Below are 21,177 nucleotides of genomic sequence, written 5' to 3'. Positions count from 1 at the left end.
CCCCTTCTCAGCTTCAATGCCGATGATGGCCACGTTGCGGCGGGGGCGTGAAATTGCCGTGCATGGGATGGAAATGGCCCGGCCCACCGGAACCGGCATCATGTCGGAAATGCCCGCTGCGGTCGGCCACGAAGCGCCCATTCTGGTGCCGGCGATAGTAGAAAACGCCGCCGTCGCCCCAATAGCCATCGTGGATCGGCCCGTAATAATCATCGTAGAAGCCATCATAGGCGATCGGGCCGGAGCCGTAGGGGCCGCCATAATAATCGCCCGCGCAGGCCGCCAGCGGCAAGGCCGTCAGAAGCGCGATCCATGCCCTTTTCATGGCATTCCCTCTCGTTCTGTTCACGTCACGACATACAGAACAGACAGCCGGGGAGATTGTTGCGCGGCGCCTCAGTGATCCGCCTCCACCACCGCCAGCTCGTTGCCCGACGGATCGGTGAAGTGGAAACGCCGCCCACCCGGAAAGGCGAAGATCGGCCGCACGATTGTGCCGCCTGCCGCCGCCACCTTGGCCGGCCACGCATCGAGCCCCTCGACCTCGATCACCACCAGCGGCGCGCGCGTCGCCTCGGACGCGTCGCCCTGGAGGCCCATGTCCACATCGCCCGTCGTCGTCGCGGCATAGGTCGGCCCGAAGCCGGTCATCCGCCAGCCGAACGCCGCCTCGTAAAAGCCCTTCGACGCCGCCGCATCGGCCACCGGCAGCTCCACATAGTTGATGCGCGCCATTGCCACCCTCCAATGTTCTTTTTTTGTTCTCATCGATGCGCTACCATTTGTCAATGGCGATTCGCTTCCCGGAGCAGCGCGCCGGGCGAGGCGCGACGGTCAACGACCGGCCCCAGCGCTTCGGCCTGCCTGCGCGTGAGGCGGACGGGGACTGGCTCGACGCGCGGACTACGCTGGACGGCGATCCGCCGCCGCTGCGCACCACCGTCACGATCGAGAAACCGCGCACCATTCTCGCGCGCAACCGCTCGCCGGATGTGCCCTTCGATCGCTCGATCAATCCGTATCGGGGCTGCGAGCACGGCTGCATCTACTGCTTCGCCCGGCCGACCCATGCCTTCCACGACCTGTCGCCCGGCCTCGATTTCGAGACCAGGCTGTTCGCCAAGCCCGATGCCGCCGACCTGCTCCGCCGCGAGCTGGCCGCACCGCGTTACGAATGCCGGCCGATCGCGTTCGGCACCAACACCGATCCCTATCAACCGATCGAGGGCCGCTACCGCATCACCCGAGCCTGCCTGGAGGTGCTGGCGGAGACGCGCCACCCGCTGACGATCACCACCAAGTCGGATCGGGTTCTCTCCGATATCGAGCTTCTGGCCAGGATGGCACGCGACGGGCTTGTGGCGGTGGCGATCTCGGTCACCTCGCTTGATCCCAGGACCGCGCGCACTCTGGAGCCCCGCGCCCCGCATCCTGAGCGGCGGCTGACCGCCGTGCGCAAGCTCGCCGACGCCGGCATCCCCGCCCATGTCTCCATCGCGCCCGTGGTACCGCAGATCACCGACCATGAGATCGAGCATCTGATCGAGCGCGCCGCCGAGGCCGGCGCCGGCAGCGTGTCCTTCATCCCCGTCCGCCTGCCGCATGAGGTAGCGCCGCTGTTCCGCGCCTGGCTGGAGGCGCATCATCCGGATCGTGCCGCCAAGGTGATGGCCACGATCCAGTCGATCCGCGGCGGCCGGGACAATGATCCGAACTTCGGCAGCCGGATGCGCGGGCAAGGGCCTTGGGCGGAGCTGATCCGCACGCGCGTCGCCATCGCCTGCCGCAAGCACGGGCTCGGGCGGGACCGTATCCAGCTTCGCACCGATCTGTTCCGGCCGCCCGTGCTGCCGGGAACGCAGATGTCGCTGTTCTGAGAGCTCAGGCTTGCGCGCGGGGGACGCCGGCGCGATCCAGCTCCGGGCCGAGGCGGCCGCTGATCCAATAGCCGTACATCACGAAATCCGCCGCCAGCGACCATAGAGGATAAGTGAAGGTCGCCGGCCGGTTATGCTCCACCGCGAAATGGCCGACCCAGGCGAAGAAATATCCCGCCACCGGCATCGCCACGAGCAGCCATGGATGGCCGGTCCACAGCGCCGCGATCAACAGCAGCAGGACGAGGCTCGTCCCCGCATAATGCAACGCCCGCGTGCCCGCGCGCGCATGCTCGCGCAGATAATAGGGCCAGAACTCCGCGAAGCTCCTGATCCGTGCCATGGCGGCAGACTATACCCGCCGAAGCCGTCAGGCGAGCCCCTTCGCCCCCGCCTTTAGCCTAACCGCTCAGCCCGCCAGCGCGAGCTTCGGCGCCTCGATCGGCACGAGCTGCACCGCGGCGATGCCGGGCAGCTTCTCGACCTGCTGGGCCAGCTCGGCGTCGAACATGAAGTCCCGCCCAGCGACGAGATGGGCATGGCCGCCGCCCGGCAGGCCGGCGAAGATATGCAGTTCGCCCCGCCCGCCGCGCGCGTTCGCCAGCAAGGCCGCCAGCGCCGCCGGCCCGCTCGCATCGGCCAGCGTCACGTCCAGCCGCAGCCGCGCCGCCGTCGTCATGCCCTCGAACGGGCGGACGTTACGGATGGTGACGCGTGGCGTCTCCTCGCCCGGCTTGCGGTCCAGCTCGACCGAGAGCAGGCCGCAGCCATTCTCCTTGCCGATCTCCTCGATCTTGGCGGAGATATCGTCGTCGAAGCAGCTCGCGATGAACTGGCCGGACGAATCCGAGCAGGTCGCCATCATGTAGCGCCGTCCCCGCGCGGAGGTGCGCCAACGGGCATCCTCGATCAGCGCCGCCATCGAATAGGTCGGCGCCGCGGGGCGGCGGCCGCGATCGTCGGGCGCCTGCTGCGCCGGGGCGGGCAGCTCGCACCATTCGGCGAAGGTCCGCGCGCCATGGGCCTGCGCGAGATGGCGATAGCGATCGGTCGGGTGCGCCGAGAAATAGAAGCCGAAGCAATCCTTCTCGGCCGCCATCGTCTCGGCCATCGACCAGGCCTTGCCCTCGGGCAGGCGGATCGGGGGCACGTCGGCGGGGCCGCCGAACAGGCCGCCCTGTCCGCTGGTGCGCGCCTCGGCGGCGAGATTGGCGTGCGCAAGGATCGTCTCCGCCGCCGCGACCAACGTGGCGCGCTCATGGCCGAGCGGCTCGAAGGCCCCACCGGCGGCCAGGCTCTCGATCTGCCGGCGGTTGAGGAGCTTGGGGTCGATACGGTCGGCGAAATCCTCCAGCGTCCTGAAGGGGCCGCCGCGCACGCGCTCGGCGCACAGCTCCTCCATCGCCCGCTCGCCGACACCCTTCAAAGCGCCCAGCGCGTAGCGGACAGCGAGCGTGCCGCCCTCGCCCTGCTCGACGGTGAACTCGGCCTCCGAATGGTTGATCGAAGGCGGCAGGCAGGGCACCTCCATGCGCCGCATGTCATCGACGAAAATCGAGAGCTTGTCGGTCTGCGCCATGTCGAAGCACATCGAGGCGGCGAAGAACTCCGGCTTGTGATGCGCCTTCATCCACGCCGTCTGATAGGCGACGAGCGCGTAGGCCGCCGCGTGGCTCTTGTTGAAACCATAGCCCGCGAACTTGTCGATCAAGTCGAACAATACATTGGCCTTGTCGGCGGGGATCTGGTTGTGCTCGGCGCAGCCCTTCACGAAGATCGCGCGCTGCTGGTCCATCTCCGCCTTGATCTTCTTGCCCATCGCGCGACGCAGAAGATCGGCGCCGCCGAGCGAATAGCCCGCGAGGATCTGCGCGGCCTGCATCACCTGCTCCTGATAGACGAAGATCCCGTAGGTCTCCTTCAGGATGGGCTCGAGCAGGGCGTGCGGATATTCCACCTCCTCGCGCCCGTTCTTGCGCGCGCCGAAGGTCGGGATGTTGTCCATCGGGCCGGGCCGGTAGAGCGACACGAGCGCGATGATGTCCTCGAACGTCGTCGGCCGCACCGCCGAGAGCGTGCGCCGCATGCCCTCGGATTCGAGCTGGAACACGCCCACCGTGTTGCCGGACATCAGCAGCTCGAACACCGCCGGGTCGTCCCACGCGATCTTGGAGAGATCGACCTCGATGCCGCGCTTGGCGAGCATCTGCACGGCCTTCTGGAGCACAGACAGCGTCTTCAGGCCGAGGAAGTCGAACTTCACGAGGCCCGCATCCTCGACATGCTTCATGTCGAACTGAGTGACGGGCATGTCCGAGCGCGGATCGCGATAGAGCGGCACAAGCTGGTCGAGCGGACGGTCGCCGATCACCACGCCGGCGGCGTGTGTGGAGGAGTGACGCGGGAAGCCCTCGAGCTGGCGGGCGAGGTCGAGCAGCCGCTTCACCTCGGGCTCGCGATCATATTCGGCGACCAGCTCGGAAACGCCATTGAGAGCGCGATCGAGCGTCCAGGGATCGGTCGGATGGTTAGGAACCAGCTTGGCGAGCCGATCGACCTGCCCGTAGCTCATCTGGAGCACGCGGCCGGTGTCCTTCAGCACGGCGCGCGCCTTGAGCTTACCGAAGGTGATGATCTGGGCGACCTGATCGCGGCCATATTTCTGCTGGACGTAGCGGATCACCTCGCCACGCCGGGTTTCGCAGAAGTCGATGTCGAAGTCGGGCATCGACACGCGTTCCGGGTTCAGGAAGCGCTCGAACAGCAACCCCAGACGCAGCGGATCGAGATCCGTGATGGTGAGCGCCCACGCCACCACCGAGCCCGCGCCCGAGCCACGGCCCGGCCCGACCGGGATGTCGTGATCCTTCGCCCACTTGATGAAATCGGCGACGATCAGGAAGTAGCCGGGGAAACCCATCCCGACGATGATGTCGACTTCGAAGGCAAGCCGCTCGAAATACTCGGGATATTTGGCCTCGACCTCCTCGTCGGAGGCATGGGCGAGGCTCTCGTCGGCGAAGCGCAGCCGGGCGAGCAGGCCCTTGTAGCTGTCGTCGCGGAGCATCTTCGCCTCGCCCTCGCGGTCTCCGGCGAGGCTGGGCAGAATGGGTTTGCGCTTCGGCGCGGCGAAGGCGGTGCGCTGGGCGACGACCAGCGTGTTGGCAATGGCCTCGGGCAGATCCTCGAACAGGCGCACCATTTCGTCGGCAGGCTTCAGCCACGCGTCGGGGGAGGAGCGGCGGCGCTCCTCGCTGTCGACATAGGCCGAGTCCGCGATGCAGAGCATGGCGTCGTGCGCCTGATGGAAGGAGGCGTCCGCGAAGCAGGCCGGGTTGGTCGCCACCAGCGGAAGATCGCGGGCATAAGCCAGGTCGATCAGCGCGTTCTCGGCGGCTTCCTCCGTCGCGTCTCCGCGCCGCGCCAGCTCGATATAGAGGCGATCCCCGAACAGCGCCTGAAGCCGGTCGGCATAGAGCGCGGCGTGCTTCGCCTGCCCGCCCGCCAGCAGCCGCGCCAGCGCGCCTTCGCCCGCACCGGTGAGCGCGATCAGCCCGTCCGTCCGTCCTTCGAGCGCGAAGAAAGGCACATGCGCATCCTCCTCCACCGGGCGACCGAGATGCGCCGCCGACACCAGCGCGCAGAGATTGTCATAGCCCGTCGCGTCCTGCGCATAGAGCGGCAACCAGTCGATCACCGGCGGCTTGCCGGGCTCCGCGCCGCCGCAATCCGCCGGCCGCGCCACCGCGAGCAGCGTGCCGACGATCGGCTGCACGCCCTCGCCCTTCGCCGCCACCGAATAGGCCATTGCCGCATAGAGCCCGTTGCGGTCGGCGATGCCGGCGGCCGGGAAACCCAGCTTGCGGGCCTGCTTGGCGAGCGCCTTGGGATCGATCGCGCCTTCGAGCATGGTGAAGGCGGTGAAAATGCGGAGAGGTACGAACGGCGTAGAAGACATCGCCCGACTATGCGTCCGCCAAGCGATTCTGGAAAGCGGAACGAGGCCTTCGATCAGGCCGCGCCGGCGCGCTCCATCGCATAGGCCTGTGTGCCGTGCGTGATGATCTCGTCCTCGGGCAGCAGATCGGCCGGGCCGAGATCGGGCAAGTCCGCCAGCCGCGCATAGAGCGGCGCGAAATCCGTCTCCAGCGTCTGGCGCAGCAGATCCTGGAAGCTGTCGATGACGAAATAGACCTGCTGATAATCGTCGATGCGGTAATTGGTCCGCATCACGCGCTCCAGATTGAAGCGGATGCGGTTGGGGCTCGGGTCGTCGAGCGCAAACTCGCTCTCGCCATGGCTGGAGACGATGCCCGAGCCGAACAGCTTGAGATCGCCGCCCTCGCGCACCAGCCCGAACTCCACCGTGTACCAGTAGAGCCGCGCCAGCTTGTTCAGCGATCCGAAGCCGAGCGAGCGCAGCCCGCCCTGCCCATAGGCCTGCATATAATCGGCGAACACCGGGTCCGCGAGCATCGGCACATGGCCGAACACGTCATGGAAGACGTCCGGCTCCTGAAGATAGTCGAGCTGATCGCGGCGGCGGATGAAATTACCCGCCACGAAGCGGCGATTGGCGAGATGATCGAAGAACACGTCGTCCGGCACCAACCCCGGCACCGCCACGACCTGCCAGCCGGTCGCCTTCATCAGCCGCTCGGACAGTTCCTCGAAGTCCGGGATACCGGGCTTGGAGAGCTTGAGCACGTCCAGCCCGCGCAGGAAGGCATCCGCCGCGCGGCCGGGAAGCTGCTTCGACTGGCGCGCGAAGAGGATATCCCACGTCTCATGGTCCTCGGCGGTGTAGGCCGCCCAGTCCTGCGGGATCGTCCAGTCCGCCGCCGCGCCCTCGGGCGGGCAATCCAATACATGCTCAGCCATATGCAGAAGGTAACATTGGATACGGATTTTGCGAGTCTTCTGATCGGATATCCGTCGAGCGGAATGCTCAGCCCGCCGCCGCCACGATCGCCGCCCACTCCTCCTCGGTCGCGACCTTGATGCCGAGGTCCTGCGCCTTCTTAAGCTTGGAGCCCGCGTCTGCGCCGACCACCACCAGGTCGGTCGCCTTCGAGACCGATCCGGCCGCCTTGGCGCCCAGCCGCTCGGCCTGCGCCTTGGCCTCGTCGCGCGACATGGTGAGGAGCTTGCCGGTGAACACCACCGTCTTGCCCGACACCTCGGACTGGAGCGTCTCGTGGACGACATCCTCGATGGCAAGCTCGTTCGCGAGATCGCTGACGACATCGCGGTTGTGCGGCTCGGCGAAGAAATCGAGCAGCGCCTCGGCCACCTCCGGCCCGATGTCGCGCGTGCCGATGGCGTTGACCAACTCCTTCAGGCGGCGGATCTCGAACTTGCGGTCCGTCTCGCCGATCGCCTGAACGAAATTGCTACGCGTATCCAGTGCCTTGTCGATCATCTCCATGAAGGCATCGTAGCTCGCATAGCGCCGCGCCAGCTCGCGGGCCGTCACCTCGCCGATGTGACGGATGCCGAGCGCGAAGAGGAAACGGTCGAGCGGGATGCGGCGCTTGTCCTCGATCGCCTCCAGCAGATTGTCGACCGAAACATCGGCGAGTCGCTCACGCGCGACCAGTTCGTCGCGGCGGTCCCTGAGCCGGAAGATGTCGGCCGGCGAGGCGATCAGCCCGTCCTTGAAGAACTCCTCCACGCGCACGAGGCCGAGGCCGCGAATGTCGAAGGCATGGCGCGAGGCGAAATGGATCAGCCGCTCCACGCGCTGCGCCGGGCAGATGAGGCCACCGGTGCAACGCCAGATCACCTCGCCCTCCTCGCGCTCCGCCGCCGAACCGCATTCGGGGCAGACATGCGGGAAGTCGAAGGCCGGGCGCTCCTCGTCGCGGGTCAGCACCTCGACGATCTGCGGGATCACGTCGCCGGCACGCTGGAGGACGACGCGGTCGCCGGGCCGCGCGCCGAGACGCTCGATCTCGTCGGCATTGTGGAGCGTCGCGTTGGTGACGACCACGCCGCCCACCGTCACCGGCTCCAGCCGGGCGACCGGCGTCAGCGCGCCGGTGCGGCCTACCTGGATGTCGATCGCCTTGAGCAGCGTCTGCGCGCGCTCGGCCGGGAATTTGTGCGCGATCGCCCAGCGCGGCGCGCGGGCCACCTGCCCCAGCCGCTGCTGCCAGTCGAAGCGATCGACCTTGTAGACCACGCCATCAATATCGAACGGTAAATCAGCGCGTTGTGCCTCGATGCTGCGATAGTGATCGAGCATCTGCTTCGCGCTCGTGCAGCGGACCAGTGCATCCGAGACAGGCAGGCCGAAGCCGCGGATCGCCTCCATCACTTCCAGTTGCGTCGTACCGGGCAGCGCCGAGGCCTCGCCCCAGCCATGGGCAAGGAAGCGTAGCGGACGGCCGCGCGTCACCTCCGGGTCTTTCTGGCGGAGCGAGCCGGCGGCGGCGTTGCGCGGATTGGCGAAGACACGCTCGCCCGCGAGCTTCTCGTTCAGGGCGGCGAAATCGGCCTTGGACATATAGACCTCGCCGCGCACCTCGAACACATCGGGGGCCTCGCCGTGGAGCATCTCGGGTATCTCGCCGATGGTGCGGACATTGGCCGTCACATCCTCGCCGATGCTGCCGTCGCCACGCGTCGCCGCCTGCACCAGCCGCCCCTTCTCGTAGCGCAGCGAGCAGGACAGGCCGTCGATCTTCGGTTCGGCGGTCATGGCCACCTCGACATCGTCGGGCAGCGCCAGAAAGCGGCGGACGCGTGCGACGAACTCCTCGACGTCCTCGTCCGCGAAGGCATTGTCGAGGCTCAGCATCGGTCGCGCGTGGGCGACCTTGGCGAGATGGCCGGTGGGCGCCGAACCCACTTGCCTCGACGGCGAGTCGGCACGGATCAGATGCGGATATTGCGCCTCCAGCGCGTTGTTCTCTCGCATCAGGGCGTCGTACTCGGCGTCCGAAATCTCGGGCGCGTCCTGGTCGTGGTAGAGGCGATTGTGCCGCGCGATCTCGGCGGCGAGAAAGGCAAGGCGCTCGGCGGCGGTGGTTTCGGCGGCGAAGAGATCAGGCGCTGTCATGGCCTGAGCGCTACGTCAGCGCCGCCCAGCCTTCAAGCACCCGGAAGCAGCAGGCTCCCATCGCCATAGCTGTAGAAGCGGTATCCCGCCGCGATGGCATGGGCATAGGCCGCCTGCATCGTCTCCAGCCCCATCAGCGCGGAGACCAGCATGAACAGCGTCGACTTGGGCAGATGGAAGTTCGTCACCAGCCCATCGATCGCACGGAAGCGATAGCCCGGCGTGATGAAGATCGAGGTATCGCCCTCGAACGGGCGGATGATTCCATCCTCGCCCGCCGCGCTTTCGAGCAGGCGCAGACTGGTGGTGCCGACCGCGATCAGGCGGCCGCCTCCGGCGCGCACCGCGTTGAGGCGATCCGCCGTGGCGGCGTCGATGCGCCCCCATTCGGCGTGCATCTTGTGGTCGACCGTGTCGTCCGCCTTCACCGGCAGGAAGGTGCCCGCGCCGACATGGAGCGTCAGCGTCTCGTGCGCGATGCCGGCCGTGCCCAGCCGCGCGATCAGCTCGGGCGTGAAGTGCAGCGCGGCGGTCGGCGCGGCGACGGCGCCGGGCTCACTGGCGAACATGGTCTGGTAATCGTCCGCGTCGCGCGCGTCGGTGGGGCGTTTGGCGGCGATGTAGGGCGGCAGCGGCATCCGCCCTGCCCGTTCCAGCAGAAGCTCGACCGGCTCCTCGCCCTCGAAGCTCAGGAGCCAGCTACCGTCCTCACCGCGATCGCTCGCCGTTGCGAACACGTCCGCCCCGAAGGCGATCCGGTCGCCGTCCTTCAGCCGCTTGGCATTGCGAACGAAGGCCCGCCACGTCCGCACGCCCTCGCGCTTGTGGAGGGTCGCACCGATCCGCGCCTCGCCGCGCAGACCTTCGAGCTGCGCCGGGATCACCCGCGTGTCGTTGAAGACGAGGCAATCGCCGGGCCGCAGTTCGTCGGCGAGGTCCGCCATGACGCGGTCGGCCATCTCGCTTCCGCGCACGACCAGCATCCGCGCGGAGTCACGGGGAGATGCCGGCCGGAGCGCGATGGACTCCGGCGGCAGATCGAAATCGAACAGCTCTACGCGCATGATCTTCCGCCGATGCGGACCCTCAGCCCTGCGGCGTCGAGCCGGCCGGCGGCGGCGTCATCGGGCCGGACGGCAACGTCGCGGGCGCCTGCACCGCAGGCGCGGCCGGGAGCGCCGGCGGCGGCATGCTGGCGGCCGGATCGTCGCCCATCACGGCGCGGACGATCTTGGTCGGGTTCGCCGGCGGCTCGCCGCGCTGGATGGCGTCCACATAGGGCATGCCCGCCACCACGCGGCCGAACACCGTGTAATGCTTGTCGAGCCGCAGATTCGGCATGAACATGATGTAGAACTGGCTGTTCGCGCTGTTCTCGTCGGACGAGCGCGCGGCGGCAACGGCGCCACGGACGTGGGGCAGATCGTTAAACTCGGCCGGCACGTCCGGCATCGTCGAGCCGCCTTCGCCCGTGCCCTTGGGATCGCCGCCCTGCGCCATGAATCCGTCGATCACGCGATGGAAGTTCAGGCCGTTGTAGAAGCCCTGCTTGGTCAGCGTCTTGATCCGCTCCACCATCTTGGGCGCGCGATCCGGGCGAAGCTGGATCACCACGCGGCCGCCATCCGAGAGATCGAGATCCCAGGTGTTCTCGGGCGTCAGTGCCGGCGGCAGGAACGGCTTCAGATTGTTGGCCGCCAGAATGTCGGACGTCTTGATGACCGGCTTCTTCGGCTTCTTCGCGTCGACAGGCGCGTGGAGCGCGAGCGCGGCGGTCAGGACGAGGGCGAACGCAAGTCTCATAGGTTGGCCGGGCTCCGAAATGCGGCGGGTAATGGTCATGATCTTCGATGCACTAGCTGAAGCGGCGGCGCTTTCCTATCGCTGAACGTCAGGAAGCGAGCGGAACACTCCCCTTGACGCCAATCCGCGCCACCCGCTCCATCACCTGTTCGGCGACGGCGCCGGGCACGAACGCGCGGATATCGCCGCCATAGAGCGCGATTTCCTTCACCAGCCGCGAGGCGATCGGCTGAAGCGCGACGTCGGCCATCAGGAACACCGTCTCGATCCCGCGATCGAGCTGCTGGTTCATGCCGGCCATCTGATACTCATATTCGAAGTCCGCGACGGCGCGCAGACCGCGCACGATCACGGATGCGCCCTGCTGGCGCGCGAAGTGGATGAGCAGGCTGTCGAACGCCACCACGTCGATCGCGGCATGGCCGAGGCCGGCGGTTTCCCGGCGGACCATCTCCAGCCGCTCGTCGAGCGAGAACATCGGCGATTTGGACGGGTTGGTCGTCACCCCGATCACGAGCCGGTCGACCAGCGTCGTGGCGCGCCGGATGATATCCATATGGCCAAGAGTGACCGGATCGAACGTGCCCGGATAGATGCCGACCCGCTGGCTCAATGATCGCGCTCCACGACATAGCGCGCGATGGCGCGCAGCAGATCCGCCTCGGCACCGAAGGCCGAGAGATGAGCGATCGCCTGATCGACCAACATCGAAGCCTGCTGCCGCGCGCGCTCCACGCCGAGCAGCGACACGAAGGTCGCCTTGCCGGCCTCCGCATCCTTGCCCGTCGCCTTGCCGACCACGGCCGCATCGCCCTCAACGTCGAGCAGGTCGTCCGCGATCTGGAAGGCAAGGCCGATGTCGCGGGCATAGGCGCGCAGGCCCCGGCGCCCTTCCGGCGGCACATGGCCGAGGATGGCGCCCGCTTCGAGGCAGAAGGCGATCAGCGCGCCGGTCTTCAGCTGCTGAAGCCGCGTAGTGGTCGGCAGGTCGAAGCGGTTTTCTTCCGCTTCGAGGTCCATCATCTGGCCGCCGGCCATGCCCGACGGGCCGCTCGCCCGCGCCAGCTCCAGCGCCAGCTCGGCGCGGATGAAGGGATCGGGATGCGTCTCAGGATCGGCCACCACCTCGAAGGCCAACGCCTGGAGCGCATCGCCCGCGAGCACGGCCACGGCCTCGCTGAACGCCTTGTGGACCGTCGGCTTGCCACGGCGCATGTCGTCATCGTCCATGCACGGCATGTCGTCGTGGATCAGGCTGTAGACGTGGATGCATTCGATCGCCAGGCCGGCGCGCAGCGCGCTCCCGCGAGAGACGTTGAACAGGTTGGATGCCGCATAGACGAGCAGCGGACGCAGCCGCTTGCCGCCGCCGATCGCGGCATGGCGCATCGCCTCATAGAGCACGTCGCGCGGATCGCCGGGCAGCGCGAGCACCTGATCGAACAGGGCATCGATGTCCGCCGCGACGGACTGCATGGTGTCGGGAAGCGAGGGAGAGGCGAGCTTGGTCACGGGATCACTCGGCATCGAAGGGACGGGAAGCGGCCGGCGTGCCATCGGCGCCGATCTGGATCTGTTCGATACGGGCCTGGGCGGCCTTCAGCCGCGCCTCGCATTGCGCACGCAACCTGTCGCCTTCCCCATAAAGCTCGATCGACTTCTCAAGCGGCACGTCGCCGCTTTCGAGCTGCTGAACAATCGTCTCCAGTCGCTTGAGCGCGTCCTCGAAGCTCAATTCCGCGATGCGGTCGCCATCTTCTGCCATGGGCCGCTTGTGGCGACGGGTATCGGGCGGGTCAAGCCGATCCCGTCGGCAAAGCATTCTCCCGCCGGATCACCGCCCGCCGATCGAGCCTGCCCCGGCGATCGCGCGGCAATATGTCGCGGATTTCGACGTCGATCAGTTGCTCGTGCTTGCCCACGCGAGCGTTGAGCCAGCCCCTGAGTTCGTCCGGCGTCGCCGACGCGCCTTCGGCCAGCGTGACGAACGCCTTGGGCAGCTCGCCCGCATAATGATCGGGCATGCCCGCAACGAGCGCCTGCTCCACCGCCGGATGCCGGCACAGGATCGCCTCGATCTGGCTGGGATAGACCCTGAAACCGGTCACCGAGATCGTATCCGCGACATGATCGACGAAATGGATGCGACCCGCCGCATCGATCGAGCCGATATCACCGGTTCTCAGCCAGCGCCGCCCCTCCTGCTCGACGAACGGCGTCCCGCCGCGCCGATAGCTCAGCATGAGCTGCGGCCCCCGAATGATGATCTCTCCGGGCTCGCCGGGTGACGGAGCCCGCTCCGGATCGTCGCGATGGGCGAGCGCCACCTGAGTCGCCGGCAGCGCCCGGTCGATCGGGCTGGGCCGGCCGCGCGCGTCCACCGGATTGCAGCTGACGATCCCCGCCTCGGTCAGCCCATATGTCTCGACCACCTGCGCGTCGGAGAAATGCTCGAACCGCTCGCGCAGCGCCTGCGGCAATGGCGCGCCGACCACGATGCAGAGATCGAGCGACGCCAGATCCATCCGGGTCAGCCCCGGATGGCCAAGCAGCGCGCGCAGCATCGCCGGCGTGGCAGGCAGGCAGTTCGCCCGCGTGCGCCGGATGGCGGCGATCGTCTCGGTCGGGCGAAAGAAGGACAGCATCACCATCTGGCCGCCCTTCACGACGATTCGATTGAGCACGCAGCCTTGCCCGAAGATCGTCGACAACGGCAGCGCGCAGATCATCCGCTCGTCTGATTCCGGCCGCTGCGTGCCGCGCCATGGGCAGAGAAGGCCCATCTGCCGCGCGTTCGCCGATAGCGCCTGATGCGTGAACTCCGCCCCTCGCGCCGCGCCCTCCCCGGACGAATATTGGATCAGCGCCACGTCGCGCATGGGATCGACCCCGATCCTCGGCACCGAACCGCTATTGGCGACCAGCTCGTCGAAGGAGGAAACGCGGCCGTCCGAAGGCGGCATCGGCAGCAGCCCCCGGCCGAAAAACCGCTGGAAAAAGGCTTTGCCGCTGGTCAGGCAGCCGGACAGCGACCCCACCACCAGCCATTCCAGCGCGCTATCCGCCAGCAGGCCCATCGCCTTGGGCAGGAAGCCCGTCGCCGCCAGCGTGAAGACGACGCGCACGCCGGAATCCCCGATCTGACGGCGCAGCTCTTCCATGGAGCTTCCCGACGAGAGATTCACCACCACCGCGCCGAGCCTCAGCGCGCCATGATAGGCCGCCACATAATAAGGCACATTGGGAAGATAGAGGCCGACACGATCCCCCGGCCTGATGCCGAGTTCGGCAAGCCCGGTCGCCACCCGGCCGGCGAGCGCCGCCATTTCGCGATAGGTGAAGACGCGCCCGAAGAAATCGATCAGCGGCGCGTCGGGTGCCGCGGCGGTTGCCCGCTCCAGCATGTCGGGCAAGGAGAGGGGGCGAAGGTCAACGAACCCATCCGCCGAATGACAGACCGAACCGCCCAGACGATCCCCCGCAGTCATCATGCGGTGAACATAACCGAGCGATCGAAACGGCGGAAGCAATTCCGGGCAAAAAAGTATCGGACCCGAAAAGAAAAGCTATTCGGAAATCAATATATTAAATCAGCCTCGACCCGCTGGCTACCGGACGGAAGCGGGCGACATCTCGCGATATCACCCGCTTCCTGATTTCGTCAGCGCTTGAAGGGATCGACCACGCCTTCCGGCAGGCTGTAGGTCGGCCGCGCGGGCGCGCCTTCGCCGTCCTCGGCTTCGCCCGACACGCGGTGGGCCGCGTCACGCTGGGCGCGCAACTCCTCGATCAGCGCGGCACGGTCGCCCGAGAGGCGATCGTCGACCGGCGCCTCGAGACCGGCGGCCTTGGCGGCCTTCGAGATCGCCGCGTCCAGCTCGCGCTGCGAGCAGAGGCCCAGCGTCACCGGATCCTTCGGCGTGATGTTGGCGATGTTCCAGTGGGTCCGGTCGCGGATTGCCGCGATGGTGGTGCGAGTGGTGCCGATCAGCTTGCCGATCGCGCCGTCCGACACTTCCGGATGATTGCGGATGATCCAGGCGATGCCGTCCGGCTTGTCCTGACGCTTGGACACCGGCGTGTAGCGCGGGCCCTTGGTGCGGCGCGCCTGCTCCGGGCCCTTGGCCATCTGGAGCTTGTAGTTGGGGTTGGCCTGGCCCTTCTCGATCTCGTCCATGCTCAGTTCGTGCGCACGGACGGGATCGCGGCCGGCCAGCTTGATGCCGGCGGTGTCGTCCGCGATCGCCTGGACTTCGAGGATGTGGAGGCCGCAAAATTCGGCGATCTGCTGAAAGCTGAGCGCGGTATTGTCGACCAGCCAGGACGCGGTCGCATGGGGCATGAGCGGCTGGGACACGGTTGCTCTCCGATGGATAAAGAAAGGGCCGCCCCACACGGGAGCGGCCTCTGCGTTTCGGGAATGTACCGTGGAGCGCGGCCTAGGGCAAGGCGCTGTTATCACCCATCGATCAGGACATGACCGGGCAGCGCCGCCACCCGATCGAGCCAGCGTTCCACCGCCGGATAAGACCGCCGATCGAACCCGCCGCCCTCCATCACATGGGTGTAGGCATAAAGCGCCACGTCGGCGAGCGTGAAGCGGCCGCCGACGAAGAAGTCGCGCGTCCGCAGATGCTCGTCCATCACGGCCAGCGCGGCGTTCCCGGCGGCGACCTTGGCGGGGATCAGCGCCTTCTGCGCCTCGCTCAGCCGATCCTCGCCGACGAACGCCATCCAGAAGCGCAGCGTCGCGATGTTGGGCTCGTGGTTATACTGCTCGAAGAACATCCAGCGCAGCATGTCGGCGCGATCGAAGCGATCCTCCGGGATCAAGGGCGATCCGTCCGCCAGATAGAAGCAGGCGGCGCTGCTCTCCGGCAGGAAGCGGTCGTCGATCTGGAGCACGGGGATGCGGCCATTGGCGTTCACGTTCGCGAGGAACTCGGGCGTCCGGGTCTCGCCCTTCAGCGTGTCATAGTCGCGGCGTTCGAGCGGAAGCCCCAGATGCGCCGCCACCAGACGGACCTTGTAGCAATTGCCCGAGTCCGAATCCTCGTGAAGAACCAGCTTTTCCATGTTCGCCCCTCCCTGATGGTCGCCCGCTCCCTAGGGCAGCCGCGCGCCCGGAGACACGCGGTTTTGCGACTCCGATCGATCAGCCCTCCTTATGGATCAGGCGATCTCCAGCACGATCTTGCCGACATGATCGCCGCCCTCCATCCTGGCATGGGCCTTGGCGGCCCCCGCCAGCGGGAAGACCGAGTCGATCACCGGCTTCAGCCGCCCCTCGGCGACATGCGGCCAGACGTTGCGGCGCAGCTCGTCCGCCACCAGCGCCTTGAAGATCGTATCCCGCGCGCGGAGCGTCGAGCCGGTGATCGACAGCCGGCGGGTCATCACCTGCACGAGGTTGACCTCCGCCTTCACGCCGCCCTGCACCGCGATCGTCACATGCCGCCCATCCTCCGCGAGACAGGCGAGGTTGCGCGCCACATAGTCGCCGCCGACCATGTCGAGCACCGCCTGCACGCCCTTGCCGCCGGTGATGCGCTTCACCTCCTCGACGAAGTCCTGCGTCTTGTAGTTGATCGCATGATCCGCCCCGAGCTCGACCGCCCGCGCGCATTTCTCGGCCGAGCCGCAGGTGACGATGACGGTCAGGTCGAACAGCTTGCCGAGCAGGATCGCGGTCGTGCCGATGCCGCTCGTCCCGCCATGGACGAGCACCGTATCGCCTTCGATCGCATAAGCGCGCTCGAACAGGTTGGACCACACCGTGAAGACCGTCTCGGGCAAGGCCGCCGCCTCAACCATCGAGATCGCGGGCGGCACCGGCAGGCACTGCCCGGCCGGCGCGACGCAATATTCGGCATAGCCCCCGCCCGCGACCAGCGCGCACACCGGCTGCGCGCGCATCGACGGGTCCACCCCCTCGCCCGTCGCGACGACGATCCCGGCGACTTCCAACCCGAAGATCGAAGGCGCGCCCGGCGGCGGCGGATAATGGCCCTTGCGCTGGAGCACGTCCGGCCGGTTCACGCCGGCGGCCTTCACGCGGATCAGCACCTCGCCCGGCCCCGGCTGCGGCACCGGCCGTTCGACAGGGACGAGAACCTCCGGTCCGCCCGCCGTCTCGGGGTCGATCGCGATCATCCGTTCCGGCAGCTCGGCCACACCCGTCCCCTTTTGGTCAAACATGCGAGGGGGTTTATTGACAGCGGCCCGTTTCGGGTCAACGTTCAGGGGATGGATACGGAAGATTTCCTGCCCAAGCGCATGGACGACCCCATCGTCGCGCTCGGCCGTCAGGACCTCGATCCAATGTCGGTCGGGGAGCTTGAGGCGCGGGTCGCCGCGCTGGAAGCCGAGATCGCACGCATCAAAGAAAAAATCCAAACAGCGGTTAACCACCGCGCAAGCGCGGACGCTCTATTTAAACGATGAGGACCCTCCGCCCCTCTCCCGGCCGAACTTTCCGGCCCTGCGGCGGGACGGTGATCCTTGATGAAACGGGCAACCGCCCCGACATTGTCGAGACGGCCCCCGCTCATCGGCCGGGTGCGCCCAGGAGTTGATCGACAATGCCCTCTTTCGCTCGCGAACTTGAAACCACCCTCCACAACGCGCTGGCCGCGGCGAGCACCCGGCGGCACGAATATGCGACGCTGGAGCATCTTCTCCTCGCGCTCGTCGGCGACGAACATGCGGCGCAGGTGATGACCGGCTGCGGCGTGGAGCTCACCGAACTGCGCGATGCCGTCACGCATTATCTCGACAGCGAGCTCGATGCCCTGAAGACCGATCAGGAAACCGATCCCTCGCCGACCTCGGGCTTCCAGCGCGTGATCCAGCGCGCCATCCTCCATGTGCAGTCCTCGGGCCGCGAAGAGGTGACGGGCGCCAACGTCCTCGTCGCGCTGTTCAGCGAGCGTGAAAGCTATGCGGTCTATTTCCTGCAGCAGCAGGACATGACGAGGCTCGATGCGGTGAGCTTCATCAGCCACGGCATCGGCAAGGGCGGTCAGGCGACGGAGGCACGCGAGGTGAAGGGCTCCGAGGAAGACAAAACCCAGAAGGCCGAGCCCAAGCAGAAGGGCGACAGCGCTCTGAAGCAGTTCACCGTCAACCTCAACGAGAAGGCGAAGGAGGGTAAGGTCGATCCGTTGATCGGCCGTGGCCCCGAGGTGGACCGCACCATCCAGATCCTCTGCCGCCGCTCGAAGAACAACCCACTCTATGTGGGCGATCCGGGCGTGGGCAAGACCGCCATCGCGGAAGGCCTCGCCCGCAAGATCATCGAGGGGCAGGTGCCCGACGTGCTGCTCGAAGCGGTGATCTACTCGCTCGACATGGGCGCGCTGCTCGCCGGCACCCGCTATCGCGGCGATTTCGAGGAGCGTCTGAAGCAGGTCGTGGCCGAGCTGGAGAAGCTGCCCCACGCCGTGCTGTTCATCGACGAGATCCACACCGTGATCGGCGCGGGCGCCACCTCGGGCGGCGCGATGGATGCGTCGAACCTTCTCAAGCCGGCGCTCTCGGGCGGCGCGATCCGCTGCATCGGATCGACCACCTACAAGGAGTTCCGCAACCATTTCGAGAAGGACCGGGCGCTGCTCCGGCGCTTCCAGAAGATCGACGTGAACGAGCCCTCGGTCGAGGACACGATCAAGATCGTCACCGGCCTGCGGCCCTCGTTCGAGGCGCACCACCACCTGCGCTACACGGCCGATGCCATCAAGTCGGCGGTGGAGCTGTCGGCGCGCTACATCAACGACCGCAAACTCCCCGACAAGGCGATCGACGTGATCGACGAGGCGGGCGCGATGCAGATGCTGCTGCCGGAAAGCCGCCGCAAGAAGGTGATCGGCACGCGCGAGGTCGAGGCGGTGATCGCGACGATGGCGCGCATCCCTCCGAAGTCCGTCAGCGCCGACGACAAGAAGGTGCTGGAGACGCTGGAGACCGATCTCAAGCGCGTCGTCTTCGGGCAGGACAAGGCCATCGAGACGCTGGCGTCCGCGATCAAGCTGTCCCGCGCGGGCCTGCGCGAGCCCAACAAGCCGATCGGCAACTATCTCTTCTCCGGCCCGACGGGCGTCGGCAAGACGGAGGTGGCGCGCCAGCTCGCCGAGATCATGGGCATCCCGCTCCAGCGGTTCGATATGTCCGAATATATGGAACGCCACAGCGTCTCGCGGCTGATCGGCGCGCCTCCGGGCTATGTCGGCTACGATCAGGGCGGCCTGCTCACCGACGCGGTGGACCAGCAGCCCCACTCGGTGCTGCTGCTCGACGAGATCGAGAAGGCGCATCCCGATCTGTTCAACATCCTCCTCCAGGTGATGGACAACGGGAAGTTGACCGACCACCACGGCAAGACGGTCGATTTCCGCAACACCATCCTCATCATGACCACCAACGCCGGCGCGTCCGACATGGCGCGTGAGTCGCTGGGCTTCGGCAACCTCACCCGCGAGGGCGAGGACGAGGAGGCCGTGAAGAAGATGTTCACGCCGGAATTCCGCAACCGCCTCGATGCGATCGTGCCCTTCGGCTATCTGCCGACCGAGGTGGTCGCCCGCGTCGTCGAGAAGTTCGTGCTCCAGCTCGAACTCCAGCTCGCCGACCGCGACGTCCACATCGTGCTGGAAGAGGATGCGCGCGACTGGCTGACCGCCAAGGGCTATGACAAGCTCTATGGCGCCCGCCCGATGGGCCGCCTGATCCAGGAGAAGATCAAGCAGCCGCTCGCCGAGGAGCTGCTGTTCGGCAAGCTCGTCCATGGCGGCGAGGTCCGCGTGAAGCTGAAGGACGACGCGCTCGCCTTCGAGATCACCGCGGCCGCGCCCAAGGCCGGCAAGGGTGGCGGCAAGGCCAAGAAGCCGAGGGTGAAAGCCTGACGCTTTCGCTTAAAGCCTCGAACGATCGGAGCGGCCGGGCAGCGATGCCCGGCCGTTTCCGTCAGAGCGCCCGCGCGATCACCATGCGCTGGATATCCGATGTGCCCTCGTAGATCTGGCAGACCCGGACATCTCGATAGATCTTGGCAAGGCCGAACTCCTCCAGATAGCCGTAGCCGCCCAGCGTCTGGATCGCGCCCGACACGACCGCCTCGGCCATCTCGGAGGCGACCAGCTTGGCCATCGACGCTTCCTTGAGACAAGGCAGCCCGCCGTCCTTGAGGCTCGCCGCGTGGAGCACGAGTTGCCGCGCGGCCTCCAGCTTCGCCGCGAGGTCCGCCAGGCGAAAACCGACCGCCTGATGCGCGATGATCGCCTGCCCCATCGACTTGCGATCCTTGGCATAGGCAACCGCGATATCGAGCGCCGCCTGCGCCATGCCGATCGACTGCGCCGCAATGCCGATGCGACCAGCTTCCAGATTGGAAAGCGCGATCGAATAGCCGCGCCCTTCCGCGCCCAGCAGCAGCTCGTCGGGCACGAAGCAGTCCTCGAAGCGCAGCGCGCAGGTGTCGGACGCGCCCTGCCCGAGCTTATGCTCCACCTTGTCGACGACGTAGCCGGGCGTGTCGGTGGGCACGAGGAAGGCTGAGATGCCCTTCTTGCCCGCCTCCGGATCGGTGACGGCGATCACCATCGTCACGCCCGCGATGCGGCCCGAGGTGATGAACTGCTTGGAGCCGTTGAGCCTCCAGCCCCCCTCGACCTTCGTGGCGCGTGTACGGATAGCGGAAGCGTCGGAGCCGGCATCCGTCTCCGTCAGCGCGAAGGCGCCGATCATGCGGCCGGAGATGAGGTCGGGCAGGAAGCGCGCCTTCTGGGCCTCGCTCCCGTCCTTGAGCAGGCCGGACACCATGATCGAGTTCTGGATCGAGACGATGGTGGAGAGCGCCCCGTCGGCGGCCGCGATCTCCATCAGCGCGAGCGCGTAGGAGACATAATCCGCCTCCGCGCCGCCGAACCCGGCGGGCGCCGTCATGCCGAGCAGGCCCATGCCGCCCAGCTCCTCAAACAGCCCGGCGGGATAGCCGCCCGCCGCCTCATAGGCCTGACTGTTCGGGCGAATGCGCTCCTGCGCGAAGTCACGCACGGAATCGCGGATCGCCGTCTGCATCTCTCCCAGGATCATCGTCTCTCCAATGGATCGTTGGAGGCTGCCTGCCACGCGCCATCCGCGCGATCAATGACGACATCGCTGGTCAGGCCGACGTAAAGGCAGCCACGTCACCCGCTAGTTCGAGACGTTGTCGATCAACCCGTCCAGATCATGGCGCGCCTTGCGGCCATAGCCGGCGGCCGCGGCAGCAGGCGCGGGCTCGCTGCACAGCGCCTTCGCCCGATCGTCGAACGGATGATCCCAGCCGCAGCGCTTCTCCGGGCTCAGCCCGACATAATAGAGATGGAACAGGGCCGCGCCGAGTAGCGCTCCCACCACCAGCAGGACGAAACTACGAAGCAAGGCCTTCCCCTTTTC

General features: G+C 67.1%; 20 protein-coding genes. 3 read left to right on the top strand and 17 right to left on the bottom strand.

What is annotated here, in order from left to right:
• Window positions 1-13: 13 nt before the first annotated feature.
• Window positions 14-325 carry a hypothetical protein gene (locus tag ST3T6A_RS19940; RefSeq protein WP_019832960.1) on the bottom strand — a complete coding sequence of 104 codons (312 nt, stop codon included), beginning with the start codon at window positions 323-325 and terminating at the stop codon, window positions 14-16.
• 71 nt (window positions 326-396) lie between these two features.
• Entirely contained in the window at window positions 397-735 is a 339-nt protein-coding gene (locus tag ST3T6A_RS0110915; RefSeq protein WP_019832959.1) for a VOC family protein, read from the bottom strand.
• Window positions 736-788: 53 nt separating this feature from the next.
• Here ST3T6A_RS0110915 and ST3T6A_RS19935 point away from each other — a divergent pair, with 53 nt between their 5' ends.
• Window positions 789-1,877 carry a PA0069 family radical SAM protein gene (locus ST3T6A_RS19935; protein WP_019832958.1) on the top strand — a complete coding sequence of 363 codons (1,089 nt, stop codon included), beginning with the start codon at window positions 789-791 and terminating at the stop codon, window positions 1,875-1,877.
• A 4-nt stretch (window positions 1,878-1,881) separates the two neighbouring features.
• Here the strand turns inward: ST3T6A_RS19935 and ST3T6A_RS0110900 are convergent, their stop codons facing one another.
• The 13 genes from ST3T6A_RS0110900 to ST3T6A_RS0110840 all read right to left on the bottom strand — a co-directional run bounded on the left by ST3T6A_RS0110900 (window position 1,882) and on the right by ST3T6A_RS0110840 (window position 16,941).
• Window positions 1,882-2,220, bottom strand: a complete 339-nt coding sequence (locus tag ST3T6A_RS0110900) for a DUF962 domain-containing protein (RefSeq protein WP_019832957.1) — start codon at window positions 2,218-2,220, stop codon at window positions 1,882-1,884.
• Between the two features lie 66 nt (window positions 2,221-2,286).
• Entirely contained in the window at window positions 2,287-5,835 is a 3,549-nt protein-coding gene (gene dnaE, locus ST3T6A_RS0110895) for a DNA polymerase III subunit alpha (protein ID WP_019832956.1), read from the bottom strand.
• Between the two features lie 53 nt (window positions 5,836-5,888).
• Window positions 5,889-6,758, bottom strand: coding sequence for a phenylalanine 4-monooxygenase (gene phhA / locus ST3T6A_RS0110890; protein WP_026359620.1), 870 nt, complete (start codon window positions 6,756-6,758; stop codon window positions 5,889-5,891).
• Between the two features lie 67 nt (window positions 6,759-6,825).
• Window positions 6,826-8,940, bottom strand: coding sequence for an NAD-dependent DNA ligase LigA (gene ligA, locus ST3T6A_RS0110885; RefSeq protein ID WP_019832954.1), 2,115 nt, complete (start codon window positions 8,938-8,940; stop codon window positions 6,826-6,828).
• Between the two features lie 32 nt (window positions 8,941-8,972).
• A complete protein-coding gene (queA, locus tag ST3T6A_RS0110880) occupies window positions 8,973-10,004 on the bottom strand; it encodes a tRNA preQ1(34) S-adenosylmethionine ribosyltransferase-isomerase QueA (protein ID WP_019832953.1) in 1,032 nt (343 codons plus the stop codon).
• Between the two features lie 22 nt (window positions 10,005-10,026).
• Window positions 10,027-10,743 carry a peptidylprolyl isomerase gene (locus ST3T6A_RS0110875; RefSeq protein ID WP_019832952.1) on the bottom strand — a complete coding sequence of 239 codons (717 nt, stop codon included), beginning with the start codon at window positions 10,741-10,743 and terminating at the stop codon, window positions 10,027-10,029.
• 88 nt (window positions 10,744-10,831) lie between these two features.
• Entirely contained in the window at window positions 10,832-11,356 is a 525-nt protein-coding gene (gene coaD, locus ST3T6A_RS0110870; RefSeq protein WP_019832951.1) for a pantetheine-phosphate adenylyltransferase, read from the bottom strand.
• Window positions 11,353-12,270: a polyprenyl synthetase family protein gene (locus tag ST3T6A_RS0110865; RefSeq protein WP_019832950.1), complete on the bottom strand. Its 918-nt coding sequence runs from the start codon at window positions 12,268-12,270 to the stop codon at window positions 11,353-11,355. The genes coaD and ST3T6A_RS0110865 overlap by 4 nt, the downstream gene beginning before the upstream one ends.
• Window positions 12,260-12,508: an exodeoxyribonuclease VII small subunit gene (locus ST3T6A_RS0110860; RefSeq protein ID WP_019832949.1), complete on the bottom strand. Its 249-nt coding sequence runs from the start codon at window positions 12,506-12,508 to the stop codon at window positions 12,260-12,262. The genes ST3T6A_RS0110865 and ST3T6A_RS0110860 overlap by 11 nt, the downstream gene beginning before the upstream one ends.
• Window positions 12,509-12,539: 31 nt before the next feature.
• A complete protein-coding gene (locus ST3T6A_RS19930) occupies window positions 12,540-14,234 on the bottom strand; it encodes an AMP-binding protein (RefSeq protein WP_083937467.1) in 1,695 nt (564 codons plus the stop codon).
• 170 nt (window positions 14,235-14,404) lie between these two features.
• A complete protein-coding gene (locus ST3T6A_RS19925) occupies window positions 14,405-15,085 on the bottom strand; it encodes a DUF1013 domain-containing protein (RefSeq protein WP_019832947.1) in 681 nt (226 codons plus the stop codon).
• A gap of 116 nt (window positions 15,086-15,201) precedes the next feature.
• On the bottom strand, window positions 15,202-15,819 hold the full coding sequence (locus tag ST3T6A_RS0110845) for a glutathione S-transferase family protein (protein ID WP_019832946.1): 618 nt from the start codon (window positions 15,817-15,819) through the stop codon (window positions 15,202-15,204).
• 96 nt (window positions 15,820-15,915) lie between these two features.
• Window positions 15,916-16,941 carry an NAD(P)H-quinone oxidoreductase gene (locus ST3T6A_RS0110840; RefSeq protein WP_235785779.1) on the bottom strand — a complete coding sequence of 342 codons (1,026 nt, stop codon included), beginning with the start codon at window positions 16,939-16,941 and terminating at the stop codon, window positions 15,916-15,918.
• A 48-nt stretch (window positions 16,942-16,989) separates the two neighbouring features.
• Here ST3T6A_RS0110840 and ST3T6A_RS21165 point away from each other — a divergent pair, with 48 nt between their 5' ends.
• Together ST3T6A_RS21165 and clpA are read left to right on the top strand one after the other, a co-directional pair.
• Window positions 16,990-17,187, top strand: a complete 198-nt coding sequence (locus ST3T6A_RS21165) for a DUF1192 domain-containing protein (RefSeq protein ID WP_083937528.1) — start codon at window positions 16,990-16,992, stop codon at window positions 17,185-17,187.
• 137 nt (window positions 17,188-17,324) lie between these two features.
• Window positions 17,325-19,643, top strand: coding sequence for an ATP-dependent Clp protease ATP-binding subunit ClpA (gene clpA / locus ST3T6A_RS0110835; RefSeq protein ID WP_019832944.1), 2,319 nt, complete (start codon window positions 17,325-17,327; stop codon window positions 19,641-19,643).
• 61 nt (window positions 19,644-19,704) lie between these two features.
• On the opposite strand, the gene ST3T6A_RS0110830 is transcribed toward clpA, so the two are convergent.
• Window positions 19,705-20,832 carry an acyl-CoA dehydrogenase family protein gene (locus ST3T6A_RS0110830; RefSeq protein WP_019832943.1) on the bottom strand — a complete coding sequence of 376 codons (1,128 nt, stop codon included), beginning with the start codon at window positions 20,830-20,832 and terminating at the stop codon, window positions 19,705-19,707.
• A gap of 102 nt (window positions 20,833-20,934) precedes the next feature.
• A complete protein-coding gene (locus tag ST3T6A_RS0110825) occupies window positions 20,935-21,162 on the bottom strand; it encodes a hypothetical protein (protein ID WP_019832942.1) in 228 nt (75 codons plus the stop codon).
• Between the last annotated feature and the right edge of the window lie 15 nt (window positions 21,163-21,177).

Source organism: Sphingomonas sp. PR090111-T3T-6A (genome assembly GCF_000383095.1).
In the GTDB taxonomy this organism is placed as follows: domain Bacteria; phylum Pseudomonadota; class Alphaproteobacteria; order Sphingomonadales; family Sphingomonadaceae; genus Solisphingomonas.
Note: the sequence above shows the minus strand (reverse complement) of the source record. Positions and strands in the feature narration are given on the sequence as shown.

Excerpts from the sequence above, each read along its gene's own strand:
- ST3T6A_RS19940 (WP_019832960.1), bottom strand. The coding sequence starts at position 325 with ATGAAAAGGGCATGGATCGCGCTTCTGACGGCCTTGCCGCTGGCGGCC.
- ST3T6A_RS0110915 (WP_019832959.1), bottom strand. The coding sequence starts at position 735 with ATGGCGCGCATCAACTATGTGGAGCTGCCGGTGGCCGATGCGGCGGCG.
- ST3T6A_RS19935 (WP_019832958.1), top strand. The coding sequence starts at position 789 with ATGGCGATTCGCTTCCCGGAGCAGCGCGCCGGGCGAGGCGCGACGGTC.
- ST3T6A_RS0110900 (WP_019832957.1), bottom strand. The coding sequence starts at position 2,220 with ATGGCACGGATCAGGAGCTTCGCGGAGTTCTGGCCCTATTATCTGCGC.
- dnaE (WP_019832956.1), bottom strand. The coding sequence starts at position 5,835 with ATGTCTTCTACGCCGTTCGTACCTCTCCGCATTTTCACCGCCTTCACC.
- phhA (WP_026359620.1), bottom strand. The coding sequence starts at position 6,758 with ATGGCTGAGCATGTATTGGATTGCCCGCCCGAGGGCGCGGCGGCGGAC.
- ligA (WP_019832954.1), bottom strand. The coding sequence starts at position 8,940 with ATGACAGCGCCTGATCTCTTCGCCGCCGAAACCACCGCCGCCGAGCGC.
- queA (WP_019832953.1), bottom strand. The coding sequence starts at position 10,004 with ATGCGCGTAGAGCTGTTCGATTTCGATCTGCCGCCGGAGTCCATCGCG.
- ST3T6A_RS0110875 (WP_019832952.1), bottom strand. The coding sequence starts at position 10,743 with ATGAGACTTGCGTTCGCCCTCGTCCTGACCGCCGCGCTCGCGCTCCAC.
- ST3T6A_RS0110865 (WP_019832950.1), bottom strand. The coding sequence starts at position 12,270 with ATGCCGAGTGATCCCGTGACCAAGCTCGCCTCTCCCTCGCTTCCCGAC.
- ST3T6A_RS0110860 (WP_019832949.1), bottom strand. The coding sequence starts at position 12,508 with ATGGCAGAAGATGGCGACCGCATCGCGGAATTGAGCTTCGAGGACGCG.
- ST3T6A_RS19930 (WP_083937467.1), bottom strand. The coding sequence starts at position 14,234 with ATGATGACTGCGGGGGATCGTCTGGGCGGTTCGGTCTGTCATTCGGCG.
- ST3T6A_RS19925 (WP_019832947.1), bottom strand. The coding sequence starts at position 15,085 with ATGCCCCATGCGACCGCGTCCTGGCTGGTCGACAATACCGCGCTCAGC.
- ST3T6A_RS0110845 (WP_019832946.1), bottom strand. The coding sequence starts at position 15,819 with ATGGAAAAGCTGGTTCTTCACGAGGATTCGGACTCGGGCAATTGCTAC.
- ST3T6A_RS0110840 (WP_235785779.1), bottom strand. The coding sequence starts at position 16,941 with ATGTTTGACCAAAAGGGGACGGGTGTGGCCGAGCTGCCGGAACGGATG.
- ST3T6A_RS21165 (WP_083937528.1), top strand. The coding sequence starts at position 16,990 with ATGGATACGGAAGATTTCCTGCCCAAGCGCATGGACGACCCCATCGTC.
- clpA (WP_019832944.1), top strand. The coding sequence starts at position 17,325 with ATGCCCTCTTTCGCTCGCGAACTTGAAACCACCCTCCACAACGCGCTG.
- ST3T6A_RS0110830 (WP_019832943.1), bottom strand. The coding sequence starts at position 20,832 with ATGATCCTGGGAGAGATGCAGACGGCGATCCGCGATTCCGTGCGTGAC.